The 15,100-nt window shown below is 71.8% G+C and carries 16 protein-coding genes and 1 pseudogene; 6 read left to right on the top strand and 11 right to left on the bottom strand.

The features are described from left to right. Positions 1 to 73: 73 nt before the first annotated feature. The 3 genes and pseudogenes from V4Y03_RS31285 to V4Y03_RS31275 form a co-directional block, all read right to left on the bottom strand. Complete coding sequence (locus V4Y03_RS31285) at positions 74 to 538, bottom strand: hypothetical protein (protein ID WP_332437786.1); 465 nt, start codon at positions 536 to 538, stop codon at positions 74 to 76. Positions 539 to 971: 433 nt separating this feature from the next. Beyond that, the gene (locus V4Y03_RS31280; protein WP_332437757.1) at positions 972 to 1,346 is read right to left on the bottom strand and encodes a hypothetical protein; all 375 of its coding nucleotides are present in this window, start codon (positions 1,344 to 1,346) and stop codon (positions 972 to 974) included. 241 nt (positions 1,347 to 1,587) lie between these two features. Further along, positions 1,588 to 1,959, bottom strand: a pseudogene (locus tag V4Y03_RS31275) (aldo/keto reductase); the annotation flags it as partial. Between the two features lie 222 nt (positions 1,960 to 2,181). On the opposite strand from V4Y03_RS31275, the gene V4Y03_RS31270 reads away from it, so the two are divergent. Next, positions 2,182 to 2,772 carry a hypothetical protein gene (locus V4Y03_RS31270; RefSeq protein WP_332437397.1) on the top strand — a complete coding sequence of 197 codons (591 nt, stop codon included), beginning with the start codon at positions 2,182 to 2,184 and terminating at the stop codon, positions 2,770 to 2,772. 58 nt (positions 2,773 to 2,830) lie between these two features. Here V4Y03_RS31270 and V4Y03_RS31265 read toward each other — a convergent pair whose 3' ends face one another. Genes V4Y03_RS31265 through V4Y03_RS31240 form a run of 6 tightly spaced genes read right to left on the bottom strand, consistent with a single transcriptional unit; the run spans position 2,831 to position 6,952 of the window. Then, on the bottom strand, positions 2,831 to 4,306 hold the full coding sequence (locus tag V4Y03_RS31265; RefSeq protein ID WP_332437396.1) for a radical SAM protein: 1,476 nt from the start codon (positions 4,304 to 4,306) through the stop codon (positions 2,831 to 2,833). Between the two features lie 17 nt (positions 4,307 to 4,323). Next, positions 4,324 to 4,971, bottom strand: a complete 648-nt coding sequence (locus tag V4Y03_RS31260; RefSeq protein ID WP_332437395.1) for a hypothetical protein — start codon at positions 4,969 to 4,971, stop codon at positions 4,324 to 4,326. Next, a complete protein-coding gene (locus V4Y03_RS31255) occupies positions 4,971 to 5,333 on the bottom strand; it encodes a hypothetical protein (RefSeq protein WP_332437394.1) in 363 nt (120 codons plus the stop codon). Before V4Y03_RS31255 ends, V4Y03_RS31260 begins: the two co-directional genes overlap by 1 nt. Then, positions 5,330 to 6,115 (bottom strand): methyltransferase domain-containing protein, encoded by a 786-nt coding sequence (locus V4Y03_RS31250; RefSeq protein WP_332437393.1) that lies wholly within the window; start codon positions 6,113 to 6,115, stop codon positions 5,330 to 5,332. The genes V4Y03_RS31255 and V4Y03_RS31250 overlap by 4 nt, the downstream gene beginning before the upstream one ends. After that, a complete protein-coding gene (locus V4Y03_RS31245; RefSeq protein ID WP_332437392.1) occupies positions 6,112 to 6,579 on the bottom strand; it encodes a hypothetical protein in 468 nt (155 codons plus the stop codon). Before V4Y03_RS31245 ends, V4Y03_RS31250 begins: the two co-directional genes overlap by 4 nt. After that, positions 6,572 to 6,952, bottom strand: coding sequence for a hypothetical protein (locus V4Y03_RS31240; protein ID WP_332437391.1), 381 nt, complete (start codon positions 6,950 to 6,952; stop codon positions 6,572 to 6,574). Before V4Y03_RS31240 ends, V4Y03_RS31245 begins: the two co-directional genes overlap by 8 nt. 511 nt (positions 6,953 to 7,463) lie before the next feature. Between V4Y03_RS31240 and V4Y03_RS31235 the strand changes: the two genes are divergently transcribed. The 5 genes from V4Y03_RS31235 to V4Y03_RS31215 all read left to right on the top strand — a co-directional run bounded on the left by V4Y03_RS31235 (position 7,464) and on the right by V4Y03_RS31215 (position 12,928). Next, on the top strand, positions 7,464 to 10,229 hold the full coding sequence (locus tag V4Y03_RS31235; RefSeq protein ID WP_332437390.1) for a sensor histidine kinase: 2,766 nt from the start codon (positions 7,464 to 7,466) through the stop codon (positions 10,227 to 10,229). After that, a complete protein-coding gene (locus tag V4Y03_RS31230; protein WP_317877554.1) occupies positions 10,226 to 10,663 on the top strand; it encodes a roadblock/LC7 domain-containing protein in 438 nt (145 codons plus the stop codon). Before V4Y03_RS31235 ends, V4Y03_RS31230 begins: the two co-directional genes overlap by 4 nt. 65 nt (positions 10,664 to 10,728) lie before the next feature. Beyond that, on the top strand, positions 10,729 to 11,085 hold the full coding sequence (locus V4Y03_RS31225) for a DUF742 domain-containing protein (protein ID WP_317877555.1): 357 nt from the start codon (positions 10,729 to 10,731) through the stop codon (positions 11,083 to 11,085). 6 nt (positions 11,086 to 11,091) lie between these two features. Continuing rightward, positions 11,092 to 11,658, top strand: coding sequence for a GTP-binding protein (locus tag V4Y03_RS31220; protein WP_332437389.1), 567 nt, complete (start codon positions 11,092 to 11,094; stop codon positions 11,656 to 11,658). Between the two features lie 136 nt (positions 11,659 to 11,794). Further along, a complete protein-coding gene (locus tag V4Y03_RS31215; protein WP_332437388.1) occupies positions 11,795 to 12,928 on the top strand; it encodes an FAD-dependent monooxygenase in 1,134 nt (377 codons plus the stop codon). 457 nt (positions 12,929 to 13,385) lie between these two features. Here V4Y03_RS31215 and bla read toward each other — a convergent pair whose 3' ends face one another. Next, positions 13,386 to 14,318: a class A beta-lactamase gene (bla, locus tag V4Y03_RS31210; RefSeq protein ID WP_332437387.1), complete on the bottom strand. Its 933-nt coding sequence runs from the start codon at positions 14,316 to 14,318 to the stop codon at positions 13,386 to 13,388. Between the two features lie 121 nt (positions 14,319 to 14,439). Then, positions 14,440 to 15,057 (bottom strand): RNA 2',3'-cyclic phosphodiesterase, encoded by a 618-nt coding sequence (gene thpR, locus V4Y03_RS31205; protein WP_317877550.1) that lies wholly within the window; start codon positions 15,055 to 15,057, stop codon positions 14,440 to 14,442. Between the last annotated feature and the right edge of the window lie 43 nt (positions 15,058 to 15,100).

Here is a 15,100-nt window from a genome sequence, read left to right as displayed (position 1 = left end):
TGCCGCGCAAGGGCCCACGGCTCGGGGGCGATTGGCCGAAACGCCGACGTTCGGTCGCTGCGGCGGTCGGCTGTCAGCCAGCGCCCGTCGCTGGGGCTTCGCCTTGTTCGCCCGGGGTGGACGGCAGGCCCAGGCGCAGCGTCATGACCGCGTGGTCGGTCAGCCCCGCTTCGCGGGCTTCCTGGTGGTAGTCGCAGGCCAGGGCGCGGTCAGCGTGGGGTGTGGAGACGAAGAGGTGGTCGAAGCGGAAGCCGTTGCCCGTGAGCCCGAACCAGGAGTGGGCGACCTCGTCGGGGCGGAGATGGCGGAAGGCGTCGATGAGGCCGGCGGCCTGGAAGGAGTCGTAGAAGGCGTACTCCCACTCGCCGAACACCTTGTGCGGGGGCTGGTGCCCGCGCTCGATGACGTTGAGGTCCCCGGCCACGATGACGGGCATGTCCGGGAACGCGGCGCGCAGCCGCGGCAGGCTCTCGGTGACCGCCTCCTGGAAGGCGCGCTTGGCGATGTTGCGCTGCTCCTTCGGGCCGCGAGAGGGCACATACAGGCCAGCACTCCGATGTCGTGGCCGCCGACGGTGACGCGGGCCGCCGGGGCGCGATGGGGTGTGACGGTGACCGGGCTGGGGACAGGCCGGACGGTACTGGTCCGGCAGGCGATGACCGTGCGGTAGTCGGGCGTGGACGGCTGGGGAGCGATCACGGTGGCGTACCCGCGCTCGGTGAGCGCGGTGACGAGGGCGTCGCCGCCCTGGGTGGAGGACACCTCGGTGAGGACTGCGATATCGGCGTCCTCCTGGCCGGCGATCCATGCGGCCTGGCGGCACGAGCGTTCCGCAGAGGCGTGCTGGGCGTTGAACAGCAGCAGCAGCAGCAGCAGCAGCAGCAGCAGCAGCAGCAGCAGCACGGCGTCGGTGGCCGGCTGGTGGGCGGGCTCGTCGGTGGCGAGCAGGGACAGCTGCTCCGCGGCGGGGTTCATCGGCCGGCTTCCTTCTCGTCGAGGAAGACCTCGCTGTGCGCGTCCAGGGTCTGCTGGAGGCGGCCGAGGGTGTCGCGGACGAAGGCGAGCTCGTCGCCGGTCAGAGGGAGGCCGACGGCCGTCAGGTTCTCGGTGACCTGCTCGGGGCGGGTGAAGCCGACGAGGACCGCGGCGTTCTCGGCTCGCTGGAGGCACGCCTGGAGCGCGACACGCGTCAGGGCGGCCGGGCTGTCGCCGAAGTGCTCCCGGAGCGGGCCGAGACCGTCCTGGATGATCTGCAGCGCCTGCGGGGTGAACCAGGCTTTGCGTAGCCGGTGGTCGCCGGGCGTGAAGACGGGCGGGTGCTCGGGGTCGTACTTGCCGGTGAGCAGGCCCTGGGCGAGCGGTTTGTTGATCAGTACGACTCGCGTCGAGTGAGGAGGCGAGGGCGAAGATGTCGGGCCGGCCGTCGGCGGGCGGTGGGGTCAGGGCGTTGTATCGGGCCGCGAGGTAGTCCGGGCGGATCTGCTCGGCGAGGTAGGCGAACCGGGCGTACTTGTCCTCGCGCTTCTCCTTGGCAACGGTGACCCGCTCGGTGGCGTGGCGGTGCGGGCCGCGCATCCCGACTGCGGTGACCAGGCCCTGGCGCTGGAAGTCGCGCATCTGGGCGACGGCCTCGTCCAGGTAGCGGTCGTCTTCGCCGAAGTCGGCGTTGTGGAAGAAGTAGATGTCGAGACGGTCGGTGCGCAGGTTCTCCAGGCTCGTCTTGAGCTGGCGGCGCATGGCCGAGGGGAGGTAGGCGTGCCGGGCGGTGCCCCGGTGGTAGCCGACCTTGGAGGACAGCACCACGGTGTCGCGGGGGACGGTGGCGACGAGATCACCGATGATCCGCTCGGAGTGCCCGTGCCCGTACACGTCGGCGGTGTCGATGAGGTTGGCGCCGAGCTCGTGGGCCCTCTCCAGGCCGCGGCGGGAGGAGGTGTCGTCGGCCGTGCCCCAGCCCATGGGCAGCCCGAGGTTGTCGTCGGAGCCGCCCACGGCCCAGGCGCCGATCCCGGTCGGATGAACGGACAAGCCGCGGGCGAGCGTGCGGCGCGCGATGGAGGAGGGAGCACTCACAGGAAGTACCTCTTAATTCTCAATTAGTAGCAAACACTGATGATTCGCTTCGGGGAGTGAGTATGGTGCCTCGCGTGACGACACAACCCCCCCTTCACCGAACTTGACTTGAACGCGATCGCCGAGCGGCGCTGGGTCGACCGCGGCGACTTCACCGACGCCGAGTTCGCCCGCGCCCGCGCCTTCTACGAGGAGATGCGCGTCCACGACGACCGCCTGGAGCGGGTGCGCGCCGACGCGGCCGCCATGATCAGCGAGTGGACCGGGCACAAGCCGCGCGATGTCGGCTCCTTCGGCACCCGCCTGAATCTGGAGACCTCGGACCTGGACCTGGGCATCGGTTACCCGGTCGAGGACCGCGACCGCCTGCGGGCGGCTCTCGCGCCGCACACGACGTTCCTGGGCGAGCGCAAGACCCGCTACTCCACCTCCCGGCTCGTCTTCTCCTTCGGGCTGGACGGCATCGAGATCGACCTGAGCGCGCTCGAGGTCGAGGACTTCGCCGTCGCCTGCCGGATGCTCGATCAGATCGACGTGACCATGACCTTGGACGAGCGCATCGCGCACACCTGGGTCAAGCACCTGCTGCGCAGCTCGGGCCGGAGCGAGGAGTACGCGACCTGGAAGCTGACGACGTACGCCCGCTTCTGTCCGGAGTTCAACTGGGTGCCGATCCCGGAGAAGACCGGCGGCGCGTGAGCGCGACGGCCTGGGTGCCCCGCGGCAGTGCGGCGGGGCACCCAGGCTCGGCGCCGGCTCAGTCCGCGCACGAGTCCCCTGCGTTGATCAGCTCCCAGCCGCTCGCCGCCTCCCACCGGCTGTGCACCCGGGCCAGCGTGGCCGCGTGCTCTCCGGTGAGGTAGGTCGTGACCTCGCGCACCGTGGACGCCATCTGCCCGCGCAGACTTCCGGCCCGCTCTTCCAGCGCCGCCTCGATCCGCGAGGCGAGCACCTGTTCCTGCTCCGGTTGCTCCAGATCGTGGTGCTCGATCGCGGCGATCAGGTCGCCCAGAACCTGGTAGGCGGCGTCCTTCAGCACGACGCGGGCCTGCCGGACGGCATGCCGCGGTGCATTGTCGAGGACCTTCTCCAGGCTCTTGAAGGTGTAGTCGAGGGAGAAGTGGCGGTCGACCCAGCGCTGGGCCCAGTTGCTGGCCACGCCGATGCGCCAGTCCAGGTACCGGCAGGCGACCCGGCCCATCAGGGGCTCTTCCGCCCCGGTGGGGCCCTCGGCGGCGGCCATCCGGGTGTAGGCGGCGCCGATGAGGGACTCCATGCTGACGAGCATGTAGCTGATCCCGGTGTGCAGCGCCCGGCCGGTGGTGTGCTCGGCGACCCACGTCTCGTCGCGGACTCCGTGCACGATGTCGGCAGCCGGCAGTCCGGGCTGCGGCCGCAGCAGCAGATCGGTGCGGCCCTGGAAGGCGTGCGTCTCCTTCAGCTCCTCCAGCGTCATCAGCGGGTCGAAGGTGATGTAGGTGTAGCGGGTGGGCACGTCCAGCGCGGACAGTGTGCGGATCGCGACCGCGTTCTGCTCGGCGGTGTTCTCCTTGTTGAACCGGTCGAGGATGGAGTCCACGCACGACTCCACGCCGAAGAGCATCCGGCGCAGCCCCAGGTCCATCAGCGTGCGCCACATGGCGACCCGCTCGATGTGCCAGGTCTCGTCCATGTCGGGGTGCGTGACCTGGTCGATGCGGCAGCTCGACTCCCAGCGGAAGCCCGCCCGGTGGAACGCGGCGGCCAGGATGCGGGGCACGACCTGTTCGCCGCGGCCGATGATCTCCTCGTCGACCAGGTACGCGGTCCGCGAGACCTGGGGGATCTCCTCGAAGACGCGACGGATCCAGTCCAGGATCCAGCAGCCGGCCAGCGGGTCGGGGCCGTTCCAGATGCCCTTGTGCCCCCGCGGGCAGAAGGAGCAGGTGTTGGTGCAGCCCCGGCTCATCTCCAGCTGGGCCACGCCGTGCATCTGGAGGGTGAGGCGGAGGAGGTCGAGCTCGGGCAGGATGTCGGCGGCGGCGACGGCGGCGCGGAGCTTGGCCGTCCGGCGGGCGGCGATGCCGAGTCCGCCTCCGCGCGGGGCGCCGTTGTAGCCGAGCCCGGGTATGTCGGTGAGGGCGATCTCACCGTGCCAGTAGCCCAGGAGGCCCTGCATGGTGGGCTCGCCGGCCGACCGTGCGATGAGGAGCTTCGGGTACTTCGCCAGGAGCAGGCCCTCGTTGCGGGCCACCAGACTGCCCCCGGCGATCACCAGAGGCGGCTCGGGTAACGCGTAGGCCGCGTCGAGGACTTCTTCGAGGAGGTCGTGCTGGCCGAAGGTAGCGCTGATGCCGAGGATGTCCGGGGCGCGGTGGTGACCTGCTTGAGGAGGTCCTCCAGGGTGGTGCCCAGCTGCATGTCGACCAGGGAAACGGTGCCGGTCATGGTGGCACGCGCGGCTCGGGCCACGTCGCTGATGCCGAGCGGGAAGCGGGGCAGGGGGAAGTTCGCGAGCAGCACGTCGGGCTTGCTGAGGCGTTCCACCGCGCTCTCGTCGAGCACGGCGGCCGAGAGCCAGGAGTCCGGCTCGTCGATCAGGAGGCGGGAGCGGGGCCACTCCGACCAGGCCCTGCCGGAGTGCGGCCGGCCGGACAGGTCTGCCAGGGTCCACCAGCCGCCGCTGGCCTCCAGGAGCACCAGCCGCCGGTCGAGGGTGCCGGTGACGCGGACCCGCAGGGCGTGCCCGGCGTAGCGGTCCTCGATGAAGGTGCGAAGGTCGTTGGGGGTCAGGAGCAGGAGCTCCAGAGCACCGATCTCCTGGGTGTCGCCGGGGTCGATCGGCGGCGCCGAGGGGAACGCGTGCTCCAGGACAGTGGCCAGCCGTACGGCCTGTTCCCGGACCGGGGAGTCTTTCATCAGGAGTGCCCTTCAGAGAGTGCGGATCGTGGGCCGGTGCGCTCAGCTCCAGGTCGGGGGCTGCTTGTCGCGGCGGACGCCGGCATCCGCACGAATGACTCGTCCCTCGCCAGCACGCTGGGGATGCGGTCGATCTCGGGCGCGATGAGGGTGTCCTCGCCGGCCGCGAGCCGTCGGCCCGCGCGCAGGGTCATGTCCCGCAGGACCCTCGCTCCCGGCAGGCCGGTGTCGCAAGAGCGGATCCACAGGGCGGCCAGCGACTCGTAGCAGCGCAGGGCCGGCATGGGCTGCCCCGCCCGGGACGCGAGGTCCCGGGCGAGGTGGCCGATCGGCAGCGGCGTGATGGCCGATGGCGTGTTCATGCGGTGGCCTCGCGGCGGGCCACGGCGTGCACCAGGCGGCCCAGCTCGCGGTACGGGCTGCGGCTGGAGGCCGCCCACTCCGTCTCGAGCGCCTCCCGGTACTCGTTCTCGGTGGGCTTCCAGTCGTTGCGGTGGTCGTGGAAGATCCGCACGCCCTGCCACGGCAGCGGCGTGAGCCCGTTCGCGTGGGCGAGGTCGTCCAGGTGCTCGGGGGTGTCGCCCCGGGTGGTGATGCCGAGGTTGCCCACGCTGGCGGCCTGCCCGCTCTCGATCTGCGCACGGGCCGACGCGTAGTCGCCGGACAGGGCCTCGCGCACGCCCACGGCCAGCTGGTTCTTCGTCAGGACGCTGAGGACGCCGCCGGCGGCGACGAGACGGGCGAGGTGGGCGAGCGGGGCAACGGAGTCGGGCAGGTACATCACGACGCCGTGGCAGACCACCACGTCGAAGGTGGCGTCGTCGAAGGGCAGGTTGTAGATGTCGCCCTCGGTCAGGGTGACCCGGTCGGCGATCTCCGGGACGGTGGCGATCCGCTTGGCGGCAGAGGCGAGCATGCCGGGCGACTTCTCCACGCCGGAGACGAGGTGTCCGGCGGTGGCCAGGCGCAGCACCATCTCCCCGTCGCCGCAGCCGACGTCCAGGACCCGGGCCTGCCGGTCGCCGAGCTCGGCCAGGACACGGCGTGCGGTGATGTCGTGCCGCAGGCGCCCGCGGCCGGCCCGGGAGTAGGCGGCGTAGCCGGTGCCGACGGTCGCGAAGTCGGAGGAGGGGGCAGTGGTCATGGGGTGAACTCCTTCTTGAGAGTGGTCCAGTGCTCGACGAGGAAACGGAACGAGGAGTAACGGCCGCCGGTGGCCAGGGCGTCGCCCGCCGGGCCCGAGGGGGTGAACGTGCCCGCGCGGATGGCCTGGCGGATACGGACGAGGCGCGGGATCCGGCCGGCCAGCTGCGGCACCCGGGCCCGGGCGTCGACGGACGGGAGCCAGGCCCTCAGCTGGTCCGGGCGCATCTCCTCCCACACCACGATGTCCACGGGCGCGTCACTCAGGCGTACGGCGAGGAAGGGCGGCACGGCGGTCCTGCCCGGTGCGGCTCCGCGGTGACCCAGCGTGGTGACGGTGCCGGGGTATCCGGTGCGCAGGACGGTGAGGTGCTCGGCGAACACGGCGCCGAAGTGACACGCCAGACACCCGCACACCGATCGGACGCCGGTGAGGTCGTCGAGGGTGAAGATCCGCTCAGCCACGTCCGCCGCCGGCCGGTCCGTAGAGACGGTAGTAGTCGTCGACGATGCCCGACTCGGCGAGGATCTGGTTCGTGGCGGCCACGTTGTGGCCCGGATGCAGCCGATCGTCCCCGCCGGCCAGGGCCACCGCGCCGACCGCGTGCCCTGCCAAGACCAGGTCGACGTAGCGGTTGGACAGGGACTCGGCGTAGTGGAAATTGATCGGCATGCCGTGCCCGAGGACGACGATCTCGGGGCCGTCGGCGAGCTGGTAGCTGGTGCCGAGTACGCCCCGGTCGGTGACCTGGGCGCTGCCCTCGCGCAGCTCGTCCAGCGCGAACTCGAAGCTCCGGCTGGTGGTGCCGACGGCCAGGGCGAGGAGTGCGAGCGGCATGGCTCACCCCTTTCGAAGTTGCTTGATTCGGCCGTTTTTATGCCTTCGCAATAATTGCATGCGCGCCATAAGCGTAAACGCGGATAATCTGCAGGGGGGGCGGTGGCGGTGGTGGTGACGTGTGCGGGAGTGGGTGGTGGGCGCACGGGAGTCGACCGTGGCCGCGTGGAGGCGCCGGTGATCACACGGAATGAGGCGCTTTGTCCTGCCCGTGCATGGGGGCTGACATGCTGTCGGGTGCGTGGCGGCGGGGTGAACGTGCGTCGAAGTGAGTCGACTTGTGATCGCTTGTGGTGGACCCGGGGATCACGTGTAATCAAGGCGTGATTAATATGCACGCGTTGGGGCGTGGCATCTGTCAGGACATCGACTTCGGCCGAGTGCCGCCACGCCCGATCACCGAGTCTTCGAGCACGAGCACCCGAGTACCTGAGTAGTCGTCAGACTGCTCCACCCCAAGGAGCATGCCCTGCGCACGCGCGCGTCACGGCGGACCCGTGCGACATCATCGATGTCGCTGGGGACCGCCCTGCTCATCCTCGCCTTCGTCCCCGGTATCGCTCTGGTCGCCCTCTGGGGCGTCACCAGCGGCCAGACCTTCCTCGACTTCCAAAGGCAGGCTGGCCAAGGACTGTTGGCCGAGAAGGCCGGCCAGCCCTCCAACCTCGTGTACTTCAGCCTCCAGGAGGAGCGGCGGCTCAGCGCCGAGGTCCTCGCCCGCACCCCCGGCGCCGCCGACGCGCTGACCGGACAGCGGGCACGGACCGACGAGGCGGTCGAGCGCTTCCGCGTGCTCTCCGACGTCGGCGAGGGCGACGCCCCCGCCGAGGTCCTGGACGCCGTCGCCACCGCGCGCGACGCGATCGGCCAGCTGCCGGTGCAGCGTTCCCTCGTGGACGGGGGCGACAGTGACCAGCAGAAGGCCGTGTACGACTACTACACCGATCTGATCGCCGTCGACCTCGAACTCTTCGCCGCGCTCAGCCGGGTCGACAACGGCCGCATCACGACCCTCTCGCAGCCCCTCGTCGACCTCTTCTGGGTCAAGGAGATGGTGTCCCGCTCGGACGCCCTCCTCGCCCGCGGCTGGCGCGACCGGAAGCTGACCCCCGAGGAGGTCAAGGAGTTCCGGCAGGCGGTGTCCGGCCAGACGTTCCTGTCCTCGACCCATGTCGTACCGCTCCTCCCGGCCGAGGAGAAGGCCATGTGGAGCGCGATCGTCGACAGCCCCGCGTGGAAGGCCAAGACGGACATCGAGAACGCCGTCCTGCGCCCGGCCCCGCCGGCCGAGGACGGCTCGGTCGCCCTCCCGGCGGGCGAGCAGCGCTGGCGCGGCGCCATGGACTCCCTGACGCCCGAGATCGAGAAGCTCCTCCAGCACCGCACCGCCCTCGTCGTCGAGGAGGGCAAGGGCAGCGTCCTCTCGCTGCTCACCCGGATGGCGCTCACCACGATCATCGGCCTGCTCGCCGTCATCGCGGTCATCTGGACGACCTGGCGCCTCACCCGCACCCTGCGGCTGCGCATCGGCCGGCTCCAGGAGCAGGCCGAGGCCCTGGAGAAGGCGCTGCCCGAGGTCGTCGAACGACTCGGCCAGGGCGAGCGCATCGACGTCGAGGCCGAGGCGCAGGCCGTCCGGCAGGACGTGGGCGACCGCGCCTCCGACGAACTGACCCGCCTGGGAGAGGCGTTCAACCTCGCCCGCACCAGCGCCATCGAGGCCGCCGTCCGGCAGGCCGACCAGCACCGCGGCTTCGAACGGCTCCTCCAGCGCATCGCCCGCCGCACCCAGCAGCTCATCGGCCAGCAGCTCAAGAAGCTGGACGAGCTGGAGCGCCGGCACGAGGACCCCGAGATCCTCGACGGCCTCTTCGACCTCGACCACCTGACCGCGCGCCTGCGCCGCTACGAGGAGAACCTCGTGATCCTCGCGGGCGGCGCCCCGCACCGGCGCTGGCGCAAGCCGGTCCCGCTGCTCGACGTGCTGCGCTCCGCCCAGGGCGAGGTGCAGGACTACCGCCGCGTCGTGGTGGACCTCGACGGCAGCCCCTGGCTCGCGGCGCGAGCCGTCGGACCCGTCGCGCACGTCCTCGCCGAACTCGCCGAGAACGCGCTCGTCTTCTCCCGCCCGCCCAGCCCCGTCGAGATCAGGGTCGCCCAGGTCAGCCACGGACTGGCCATCGAGGTCGAGGACCGCGGCCTGGGCATGGACGCGGAGCAGCTGGCCGAGGCCAACGAGCTGATGGTCCGGCCGGCCCGGATGGACCTGCTCGCCCACAGCGACGACATCCGGCTCGGACTGCACGTCGTCGCGCGGCTCGCGAACCAGTACGGGCTGCGGGTCGAGTTCCGTGTCTCGGCGTACGGAGGCACGCGGGTCGTCGTGCTCGTACCCCAGGAGTACGTGGTCACCGGACCCGGAGCCGAGAGCGGCCACGCGGCCGGCATCGGCCCGGTGGCCGTCCCCGATGACGCCTCCGTGCCGGGCCCCGCTCCCCGGGCGGTCGTCACCCCGCTTCCCGGACAGCCGGCGCCCGAGCCCATGCCCATGTCCCCTTCCGAACCCGCTCCCGTGATCACGCCGCTGCTGCCCACGCAGTCCGCGGACACGCGGGACGACGCCCTGCCCACCCGAGTACAGGGACGAGCGCTGGCCGATGTGACTGCTCTGAACAGGCCCCACCAGCAGGCCCAGGACGAGGTCCAGGCGCAGCCCGCGCCCCAGCCCCTGTCGCAGGCCCTGCCCCACCCGTCGCCGGAGCACCACTCCGCGCCGCAGCCCTTCCCGCCGGCGCGGACCGCGCCACGCCACGCCGCGCCCTCGCCGCACGCCGTCCCGCAGGCCCCGGCGCAGGCCGGGCAGCCGTTCGGTGCGCAGCCCGGTCCGCACGCCCTCCCGCAGGGCGTCCCGGCGTACGCGCCGCCCACGCCCCCCTCGTACGCCGGGAACCACCCCTACGGGTCGCCCGAGCAGCATCCGCCGGTCGCGGACGCGCCGCTTCCGCGCCGGGTGCGCCAGGCCAGCCTGGTGGACGAGCTCCGCATCGCTCCCACTCCCGCCCCCGCGGCCACCCCGGCACCGCCCCTCAACTGGCAGGACGACCCCCTGCTCAGGCCCGTCCCGCGCCGCGCGAGCGCCACGATCGGAGCCTTCCAGCGCCGGTCGCGCGCCACCCGTACGCACACGGACCAGGACACCGGACAGCTCCCCGCACCCGGATCCGCGCCCGAGCCCCCCGCACCCACCCGCACCACGAGAGAAGAAGAACGGTCATGACTCGCACAACCGCCACCCACCAGGACCTGGACTGGCTGCTCGACGGCCTGGTGGACTCCGTGGCCGAGACCCGCAACGCCGTACTGCTCTCCGACGACGGCCTGGTCGTCAGCCACTCGCGGACCATCGACCGCGCCGACGCCGAGCGCCTCGCCGCGATCTGCACCGGTCAGCAGAGCCTCGCCCGTGGTGTCGGACAGCTCTTCCACGGCGGCGTGGTCCACCAGGTGATCGTGGAGCTGGCCGACCTCTGGCTCTTCATCATCTCGGCCGGGCAGGGCACCCACCTGGCCGTCGTCGCCTCGCAGGAGGTGGACGCCGAGGTCATGTCGCTCGCCATGCACAACCTGGTCCAGCAGGTCGGCCAGAAGCTCGCCACCCCCGTGCGCTCCGAGTTCGACGCCTTCGGCACCGGGGTCGGGCAGGGCGTGTGAACACCGGCTGGGAGTACGGGTCCACCGAGTACACCGAAGAGTCCGAGGAGGACGCCTCGGGCACGATGGTGCGCCCGTACACCATCACCCGCGGCCGTACCGCCCCCGAGCGGGACGACTTCACCCTCATCACGGTCCTCACGACGGTGGAGCAGCCCCTCGACGAGCGCGGCCGGCCGCTGCGTCCGGGGCGCCTCCAGCCGGAACACCGGCTGATCCTCGAACTCTGCCGCCGGCCGGCCGCGGTCGCGGAGGTCGCTGCGGGTCTCGACCTCCCCGTGTCGGTGACCAAGATCCTGCTGGCCGACCTCGTCGGCCAGCGCCTGCTGTCCGCTCGGGCGCCACTTGTCGTGGCGCGGGCGGCGGGGGGCGCCGACGGCGGCCTGCTGGCCGCCGTCCGTGACGGACTCCGGAGACTCTGAAATCCCATGATCAGCACTCAGGCGGCCCCTGCCGCCGTCAAGATCCTCGTCGCCGGCGGATTCGGCGTCGGCAAGACCACCCTCGTCGGCGCGGTCAGCGAGGTCGCACCGCTGCGCACCGAGGAGTACCTCACCACCGCCAGCGTCGGCGTGGACGACCTGGCCGGTATCGGAGCCAAGGAGACGACGACCGTCGCCCTGGACTTCGGGCGCATCACGGTCAGCGACGAACTCGTCGTGTACCTCTTCGGCACGCCCGGCCAGGAACGCTTCTGGTTCATGTGGAACGACCTGGTCAACGGCGCTCTCGGCGGCGTGGTCATCGCCGACACCAGGCGCCTCGACACCAGCTTCGCGTCCATCGACTTCTTCGAGAGCCGGGCGATCCCCTTCGTCGTCGCCATCAACTGCTTCGACGGCCACAACACCCGTACGGTCGAGGAGATCAGGACCGCGCTCGACCTCGATCCGCACGTTCCGCTGCTCATCGGCGACGTCCGGCAGCGCTCCTTCGACAAGGACGTGCTCCTGGCCCTGGTCGACCACCTGATGAGGCTCCCGGCGCCGGTCTGACCGACCCGGGCCCGGGCCCACCCCGCGACCGCCCCCTCCTCGCGGCCAGGCCCCCCGAGACAAGGCCCCCGCCCCGCGGACCTCCACCTCCGCGACCACCCCTCCCCTTCACCGTCACGTTCTGGAGACATCCGAGATGGCATCACACCTGCGCGTCCTGATCCACGGCGGAGGCATCGGCGGCCTCGCGCTCGCCACCGCCCTCGCCCGGCGCGGCCACACCGTGGAGGTCGTCGAACTCCGCGACGAACTCGACGCGCTCGGCGTCGGCATCATCCAGCCGTCCAACGCCCTTCACGTCATGCGTGAGATCGGCGTCCTCGACGCCTGCCTCGAAGCGGGCTTCGAGTGGGAGGCCCTGACGATCGCCGACCCGGCCGGCAACACTCTCGCCCGCATTCCGCAGCCGCGCATGGAGGACGTCCCGGCGAGCAACGGCATACCGCGCCCCGCTCTCGCCAAGGTCCTCGGCGACGCCGCCGTCGCCGCCGGCGCCACGGTCCGGTTCGCCGCGACGATCACCGAGCTCGACGACGACGGCACCGGCGTCGACGTGAGGCTCTCCGACGGCTCCACCGGCCGCTGGGACCTCGTCGTCGGCTTCGACGGCATCGGCTCCCCCCTGCGCACCCGCCTCTACGGGGACCGGTACGCGCCCGAGTACACCGGATTCGCCAACTGGCGGGTCACCATGCCGCGCCATGCCGACGTCCAGGGCGTCGTGATGGGCACGGCCGGCCAGGAGGCCAAGGCCCTGCTCACCCCGATCACGGACGAACTCATGTACCTGGGAGCCGTGTTCGCCGAGGCCGAGGACTTCCGTCCGGACCCGGAGCACGCGCACGAGGAGCTCGCGAAGCGGCTCGCCATGTTCTCCGGCCCCGTCGCCGAGGCGCTCGCCGCCGTCACCGACCCCTCGGCCGTCGTCTACTCCCGCATCTCCCAGGTGACCGTCGAGGAGCCCTGGCACGTGGGCCGGGTGGTCCTCGCGGGCGACGCCGCCCACGCCTCCACCCCGCACCTGGCCCAGGGTGCGGCGATGGCCGTCGAGGACGCCCTCGTGCTGGCCCTGTCCCTCGACGAGGCGGACTCCGTGCCGGCCGCGCTGGAGGCCTGGGAGGCCCGGCGCCGCCCCCGGGCGATGTGGGTGCAGGCGATGTCGCGCGCGATCCTCAAGCAGGAGATGGGTGCGTCGACCACGGCGGACGAGAACGCCCTCCTGGAGATCGGCATCCCGGGCGCCGCGCACGTCCTGGCGAAGCCCTACTAGCAGGGGCTCCGGATGCGCGTCGGCGCCCCGGTGCCCGAGACCGGGGCGCGACGCGCATGCGGGTAGCTCTCCTTCGCCGGCCGCCCGGGCGTCGATCGGGACCATGGACCTGATCACGTACGGCACGACCGTCCGCGAGATCTTCGGCCTCGCCGCCGGGCCGGGGCCGGAGCCGGTCGGTCCGGGAACGCAGACGACCCGTGGGCCTTGGTCCCGTCCGCTCGAGTTCGGACGGGAGCCGGCCGGAGTACCGGCGGCCCACGGGTCGGGTGACTGCGTGGTTTTCGGCAGGCGGCCTGCCGAGGTGCACAGAGTGCGACGGCAGGCCGTTAGCCCGCAGTCACCTCACGAATCCGAAAAGAAACCATGTTCTCGGATCACCTCCTTTCAGCGTGTGACCACAGCCTAGGAAAGCCCGGGACGACGCTCAACCCATTTATCGCGGCCTCTTTCCGGGCTACCGGGACCGCAGCTCCGCCGCCACCGCCGAGGCCGCCTCGGCGACCAGCGCGTCGACGGGAGGCGCGTCCTCCGCGTCCCGGGTGGTCATCACCGCCAGCACGATCGGCCCGCCGTCCGGCGGCCAGGTGACGCCCGCGTCGTTGTTGGTGCCGTACCGTCCGCCGCCGGTCTTGTCGGCGAGCGCCCAGTCGGCGGGGAGCCCCTTGCGGAACCGCTCGACGCTCGTCGTGTTGCCGAGCATCCAGCCGGTGAGCCGCTCCCGGTCCCGGGGCGCGAGCGCGCCGCCGAGGACGAGGCGCCCGTAGGTCCGGCCGATGGCCCGGGGGGTGGTCGTGTCGGTCTCCCGCGACGGCTCCGCCGAGTTCAGCTCGGGCTCCCAGCGGTCGAGGCGCGTCGTGCGGTCCCCGACCGACCGCGCGAACCGTGTGACGGCCGTCGGACCGCCCAGCTCGCGCAGCAGGAGGTTGGCGGCGGTGTTGTCGCTGAATCTGAGGGTGGCGTCGCAGAGCGCGGAGACCGTCATGCCGTGGGCGAGGTTCTCGGACTTCCCGGTCACCGGGGACCAGCCCGACCGCCGGACGTAGGCCTCGGTGTACCGGATGCGCCGCGCCAGGAACGTACCGTCGTGGTCGAGGTCGCGCAGCACCGCCGCGACGGCGAGCGTCTTGAAGAGCGAGCACATCGGGAACCGCTCTCCGGCGCGGTACGTGATCGTGCGCCCCGCGCGTACGTCATGGGCGTAGACCCCGAGGCGCGCGGAGTGCCGCGCTTCGAGCTCCCGCAGCCGGGCGCCGATGTCTTCGCTCCCGGGGGTGGAGGCGTACGCGGAGCCGCCGAGAGGCAGAGCCAGGGTCAGGGCCGCGCCGGCTCCGAGAGCGAGAGCGGCACGACGGGACGAGCCGAAACCTGTGCTGGACGAGGTGGACAAGGAGTTTCCCTTCCAGAGCGATCACTGCACAGGCAACCACGCACACGGCCCCCCGTCCGGTTTCGCAGGACCGCATGGCATGGCGGCGCACCGACAGCCCCACCGCCGCCCCGAGCGGGTCTCAACGCCCGTCGAAGCTCCAGGCCTCGATGTCGCGGTACCGGATCGGTCCCGGACCGCGTCCGAAGTCGCTGCCCACCAGATGCAGCCGCTCCGCCCGCCAGCCGTGCCCCGTGAACCCGGCCAGTCCGGCGGCCACCGTCACCACGCTGGACAAATCGTCCCGCCGTGCCCGCGCCAGGGTCAGATGGGGCCGCAGCGGCCGGTCCTCGAAGGCGACACCGCACTCCCTGACCACCGTGCGGACATCGGTGGCCAGCCGGTGCAGTCCCTCCAGGTCCCCGTCGATCCCGCTCCACAGCACCCGTTCGTCGAAGTGCCCGCCGCCCCGCAGCGCCAGCTCGACCGGCCGGTGCGAGGCGGCGAGCTCCGCGAGCGGTGGCCGCAGGGACGGAACGGTCGCGGCCGGAAGCTCGCCGAGGAACGCCAGCGTGATGTGCCAGTCCTCGATCCGGTTCCATCGCATGCGCGGGTACGTCTCGTACGCCGGCCCCAGCTCGCGCGCGAGCTCGTCCTTCGCCACGTCGGGCGGGGCGAGGGCGATGAACACGCGTACGGTGGCCGCCCGGTCCCGTCCGTCTCCTTCGGAGTCCGTCGCCCGCCCGTGTGCCTGAGTCATCTTCCGTTCCCCGCTCGCCCTGCCCGCGCCCGGAACCCCGGTC

It is taken from the genome of Streptomyces sp. P9-A4 (genome assembly GCF_036634195.1).
Taxonomy (GTDB): Bacteria; Actinomycetota; Actinomycetes; order Streptomycetales; family Streptomycetaceae; genus Streptomyces.
Note: the sequence above shows the minus strand (reverse complement) of the source record. Positions and strands in the feature narration are given on the sequence as shown.

What these genes read in the sequence shown, in the direction of transcription:
- V4Y03_RS31260 (WP_332437395.1), bottom strand. Translation starts at nt 4,971, where the DNA reads ATGAAAGACTCCCCGGTCCGGGAACAGGCCGTACGGCTGGCCACTGTC.
- V4Y03_RS31255 (WP_332437394.1), bottom strand. Translation starts at nt 5,333, where the DNA reads ATGAACACGCCATCGGCCATCACGCCGCTGCCGATCGGCCACCTCGCC.
- V4Y03_RS31250 (WP_332437393.1), bottom strand. Translation starts at nt 6,115, where the DNA reads ATGACCACTGCCCCCTCCTCCGACTTCGCGACCGTCGGCACCGGCTAC.
- V4Y03_RS31240 (WP_332437391.1), bottom strand. Translation starts at nt 6,952, where the DNA reads ATGCCGCTCGCACTCCTCGCCCTGGCCGTCGGCACCACCAGCCGGAGC.
- V4Y03_RS31235 (WP_332437390.1), top strand. Translation starts at nt 7,464, where the DNA reads ATGTCGCTGGGGACCGCCCTGCTCATCCTCGCCTTCGTCCCCGGTATC.
- V4Y03_RS31230 (WP_317877554.1), top strand. Translation starts at nt 10,226, where the DNA reads ATGACTCGCACAACCGCCACCCACCAGGACCTGGACTGGCTGCTCGAC.
- V4Y03_RS31225 (WP_317877555.1), top strand. Translation starts at nt 10,729, where the DNA reads ATGGTGCGCCCGTACACCATCACCCGCGGCCGTACCGCCCCCGAGCGG.
- V4Y03_RS31220 (WP_332437389.1), top strand. Translation starts at nt 11,092, where the DNA reads ATGATCAGCACTCAGGCGGCCCCTGCCGCCGTCAAGATCCTCGTCGCC.
- V4Y03_RS31215 (WP_332437388.1), top strand. Translation starts at nt 11,795, where the DNA reads ATGGCATCACACCTGCGCGTCCTGATCCACGGCGGAGGCATCGGCGGC.
- thpR (WP_317877550.1), bottom strand. Translation starts at nt 15,057, where the DNA reads ATGACTCAGGCACACGGGCGGGCGACGGACTCCGAAGGAGACGGACGG.